General features: G+C 56.0%; 4 protein-coding genes. 1 reads left to right on the forward strand and 3 read right to left on the reverse strand.

The features are described 5' to 3' along the window. Together AC33YF_RS12825 and AC33YF_RS12830 are read right to left on the reverse strand one after the other, a co-directional pair. Positions 1-554, reverse strand: a 554-nt coding sequence (locus AC33YF_RS12825; protein ID WP_491777601.1) for a hypothetical protein, incomplete at its 3' end; no start/stop codon positions are given. Between the two features lie 305 nt (positions 555-859). Next, entirely contained in the window at positions 860-1,204 is a 345-nt protein-coding gene (locus AC33YF_RS12830) for a hypothetical protein (RefSeq protein ID WP_491777602.1), read from the reverse strand. A 101-nt stretch (positions 1,205-1,305) separates the two neighbouring features. Between AC33YF_RS12830 and AC33YF_RS12835 the strand changes: the two genes are divergently transcribed. Further along, positions 1,306-4,617, forward strand: coding sequence for an ATP-binding protein (locus tag AC33YF_RS12835; protein WP_491777603.1), 3,312 nt, complete (start codon positions 1,306-1,308; stop codon positions 4,615-4,617). On the opposite strand, the gene AC33YF_RS12840 is transcribed toward AC33YF_RS12835, so the two are convergent. After that, positions 4,614-4,893, reverse strand: a 280-nt coding sequence (locus AC33YF_RS12840; RefSeq protein ID WP_491777604.1) for a hypothetical protein, incomplete at its 5' end; no start/stop codon positions are given. The two genes, AC33YF_RS12835 and AC33YF_RS12840, sit on opposite strands and share 4 nt — an antisense overlap.

Below are 4,893 nucleotides of genomic sequence, written 5' to 3' on the forward strand. Positions count from 1 at the left end.
ACCGGAACCATGATGTGGACATAGGGGGTGTCCTTCCACATCACATAGGCACCATCCGGCCTCGGCTTGTCGGGCAGGCCCGCAAGCTGCGTCGCGTCAGGCACGATGATCATGATGTGCGGCCCCTCGACGACCCAATCGTTTTCCGCCGTAGGCTCTGTAGCAAACGGATCGATGTTGCTAGCGCCGGCAGCATCGCCGGCCAGCATGTATCCGATTCCGACCCGATCAGTTTCGAACGGCTTCTTGTTCAACCACGCATCCGCCCAGCGCCTCCAGACTTCATCGAGGCACATGGGTTCGCTACCGAATTTGCGAATTTCGGCGGCCGTGGGCATGCAGATGTAGTCGCTGCTGCCCTCACGGATCATCTTGCCTTCCTCGTTCATTACGCCAGCCGAGTCGCGCAGCGCAGGCGGTGCTGCGCTCAAGGCGTCCTTGATTAATTCTTCCGTTGTGGGTTCAGCCAGGGCTGTGCCGCCGAGAAAAAGGGATGCAGCCCAGATACCAAAGGTTGCGCCAACGACGCGTTTGATAAATTTGCTGTAGGTCATATTGGTATCCTCACTCATTGCCGCTGCACGGCACGACGTCCGCCACCACATCATGGCGCTTCGCTCTTCGGCTCCCAGCGCCAGGTCTTACGCTGTTTCATTGGCCCTTAAAGTCGACCTCATTGGAGAGATCGACGCGAGCTAACTAGGGCAACGTAGCAGGTGCGACATCCCGCCGCAACGCATGGCGCTCCTGCATAGATCGGATGCCCGTCGTGCCGTCGCAGAAAGGCGAAGGCGTTTTGCGCCTAGAGTTCAATGCATTCTGGCAGGGCCTTCGTTTGGTTCCCGCCGATAGCGGCACGCTAGAAACGGCCGTAGTAGCCCGGATAGCGGACATGATCGATCTCCCAAGCGAGCCCGACGACGACGCAGCTTTCGATGGCAGCTTTTGTGATAAAGTGTCGAGGCTCAGATCGTCCGCAACGCAGAAAAGCTGCCGTCGGCGCCGCCCAACTCTCGGGCTTCCCGCCGACGCTAGACCACGACCGCAGCTCGCCACATAGCAGACCATCACTTCGTGACGTTTCCGGTTGCTCGTCATAATCCTGAGGCTGACGGATTTCGGAGTGCTGGGTGATGCGGTTGGTCTTCAGATGCACAACCGTCCCTACGCCCGGATCAGCGGCCTGCGTGATCTGCCAATTCACTAAACTCCTTGGCCTCTCTTGCCGATCGATGGCAGTATTTGAGCAGACGCTTGGTGACATCCTAGAGCCTTACCGTACGACGCTAGGCCAACGGATATCTCATGAACGAGTCATTCAACAAATGGCTGAAGGAGAATGGGCTGGCAATCCTGGCGGACGTCTGCGCCGAAAATGATATCGACTTCGATGTCGTAACCGAACTCGAGGATCATGACCTGAAAGAACTTGGCTTGTCGCTCGGCAACCGCAAGAGGTTGCTCAAGGCGGCAGCATCGCTCAAGTCGCCAACCGCGAGAAACACGTCCCAAGATGTACATCCGCGGGTCGTCGCATCCGTAGCAGAAACCAGCCCGGTCACGATCGAGCAGACTGAGCGTCGGCAGGTGGCTGTCCTATTTGCCGACCTAACAGGCTTTACCTCACTCTCATCCGAGCTCGATCCCGAGGAGCTTCAAGACGTCATGGATGAGTTCTTTCGCGCGACAGACGGAGCGATCGCCACGTTCCGTGGAACCATCGACAAACACCTTGGCGATGGCGTGATGGCCGTCTTTGGCGCGCCGATATCATATGGCGATGATACTCTCCGTGCGGTCCGGGCAGCATCTTCCATTCACCAGCGTCTGAGAGAGGTCAGCCGTCGCGTCGATCGCTCGCTTTCGGCACATATCGGGATTGCTTCCGGTGAAGTTTTGGCCAGCGCTGGTACGCACGACTACACCGTGACTGGCGACGCCGTGAACTTGGCTTCTCGTCTTAGCGATTTGGCCAATGCCGACGAGACCTACGTCTCAAACGACGTATATCAGGAGATTTCTCGTCAAGTACTGTGTGAGGAGAAGGCCAATTTATCAATCAAGGGCCTCGGTCATCCAGTCAGCGCTTGGAGAGTGCGCAACCATCAAGATAAGCCGGTCGAGCGCAACATCTTGCCATTCGTCGGACGAGATGCCGAGCGCGACCAGTTTAGAACGATAGCCGAGTCCGTAGAGAGTCGTGCAGCTGGCGCTGCTTTCATCTTTCGAGGTAAGCCAGGCATAGGAAAGACTCGCCTCGCCACAGAGTGTCTCGCCCTTGCTACCGGCCTTGGTTTTCAAGAGCACCAAGCACTAGTCTTAGATTTTGGCAGCAGTACTGGTTCGGACCCGCTCCGCTCAATCTTCCGCAGCCTGCTATCGGTGTCCAAAATTCACGACGGCGAAGCGCTTAAGCAGCAAGCCGTTCATGTCCTGGCTTCTGAGGCGTTCGCTCCAGATGACGAGGCTTTCGTTTTCGACTTACTTGGCATCCCTATGTCGCAAGACGCGAGTGCATTTTATCGTGCCATCGAGAACACGACACGGAATCGTCGTAAGATTGAAATTGTTGGTCGTTTGATGCAGGAGAGAAGCCGCGAGCGTCCTCAGATCATTCTCATCGAGGATCTCCATTGGGCCGACGCTATAACGATGCAGTTTTGCGCGTCGTTAGTCGCTCGATGCGCGGACTGCCCGACTATCATTATTATGACATCTCGCATTGAGGGTGACCCGTTCGACAGCGCGTGGAGGGCTCTGACAGGCAGTGCGCCAATCTACACGATTGATCTCCGAGCTTTGTCCTCAACAGAGACCCGACAACTTGCAGAGCAGGTCGATGACAAAAATGCAGCGACGCTCGCGGCCGAGATGGAGACAGCTGGGGGGAACCCACTATTTCTGGAAATGCTCATCCGCAGCAGCTCTGACAACCGAGCCGATGCGCTGCCAGGAACTCTACGCAGCCTGATACAGGCCCGGATTGATCGCTTATCTCCAACAGATAGACGTGCCATCCAAGCTGCGTCAGTGATTGGACAGCAGTTCGACCTCAGTCTTTTAAGAACGTTGATCCAGGAGGATGACTACAAGCCAACATCTCTGGTCGAGAGAGCGCTTGTGCGGCCTATGGGTGATCAATACCTGTTCGCCCACGCCCTCATCCAACAGGGCGTCTATTCTTCCATAACTCGGCGCAATGCCCAGGCGATGCACTTGGATGCTGCCAGTTGGTTCGATGGCCGTGACAGTGTTCTCAGAGCAGAGCATCTTGCCCGAGCTGAGCACGAAGAAGCTCCGAGAGCCTATCTGCGCGCCGCCCGAGAGCTGATCGTCAAACTAAGATTCGTCACCACCAACGGGCTTATCAAGAAGGGACTCCAGCACGCCCGAGACCCTAGTGATTTATACGAGCTCAACAAGGCGCTTGGAGAAACATCTCTTCAAAGCAGTGATTTCAGTGGTGCGGCAAATGCATACAAAAGTGCTGCCGAGTTTGCGGGAGATTATGAGCAACTTTGCGTTGCCTACCTCGGCGTCGCGACTAGCAGTCGAGATCTCTCCGGAGCTGCTCTCGTGGAAGCCAGTGAATATTTGGACAAGATGGAGGCCTTGTGCGAAGGACGCGGCTCACTCGATTTGCGGGTCCAGCTTGATGCACTACGCAGCTTTGTCCGCTCCTCTTCGGGCGACATGCAAGGTTGCTATGAGAGCGCGCAGTTGGCGCTCGCCACCGCGGAAGAGACTCAAGATCCCGAACTCCTGCTCAAGGCCTTAGAGAGCTCGGCATTGGCCCATTATCAAGTTGGCAAATTTCGGAGCGTGAGAGGCCTTAGTGAGCGGGTCTTGGAAATAGCACGCTCAGTGCGAAACCTGCATTATGAGATCGTTGGATGTTATCAGCTTATTACCGCATATTACTACAACAACCTGTTCAAAAAAGCGATCGAAATTGGATCGTTGCCAGCTGAAGCTGGTGTGAAATACGGAGCAACACGGCAAGCATGTCTGGCAAACGAATACTTGGCGCGTGTGCATTTGTCGTTGGGCCAAATCGATAAGGCTCGTGAGCACGCCACGGCGTGCCTTGAAATCTCCCAAGCTGGGAAAATGGATATTCGAACGTCGCTCGCGCTGATTAAGCTATCAGAGATTTCGATGCTTGAGGGGCAAAGAGACAAGGCCCTTGAGTTCGCAGACGCAGCGATCAACTGCGTGGAAGCACCGCGCCTCAGGCCATGGGCGATCGCTGCTAAAGCACGCGTTCTAACCGATCGGGACAGAGCTGCGAACATGCTACGGCAGGCGGAAGAACTCCTCTCTTCAATGAATAGCGCAAGCCACCATCACTTCCATGTCCGTGTTATTCAGATGGAAGTCGGGCTGAGACAACAAGATTGGCTAGCAGTCAGACAGGCTGCCGATCGCCTGGACAACTACACCAGACATGAACGCCTACCGTGGACCGATTTTCATATTGATCGAGGACGAGTCCTGGCTCAGTGGGGGCGCGGTGCATTAGACGAGAGCTACAAAAATCTGTTAGCGGCACTAAGGCAATCAAGGTCTGAGACTGGCCAGAAGGTTTGGCTGCCCGGAGATGCGACCACTCCCTAAGGGAACGTACCAAATTGCCGATCTGTTGCCACGGGATCAAAAATTCGACCGGTTGACCGCCGGAAGCGGACAGACTCGATCGTCCAGGAGATCCGGACCACGCCGGATCTGTCGACGGCGGCTTTTGGGATGTTGCGACCATCGACGAAATCGATGCGAAGCAGAGAAAGCAGCCGCCGGCGCCACCCGTACGTCACCGCCACCGCTGGCATTAGCAGGCTGCTGAAAAACCCGCCTGACATGCGCTGCGAACTGTGATTCCATCCTCGCACGTCA

This window comes from Methyloceanibacter sp. (assembly GCF_058506495.1).

Coding starts and splice junctions, on each gene's coding strand:
- AC33YF_RS12835 (WP_491777603.1), top strand. CDS start 1,306: ATGAACGAGTCATTCAACAAATGGCTGAAGGAGAATGGGCTGGCAATC.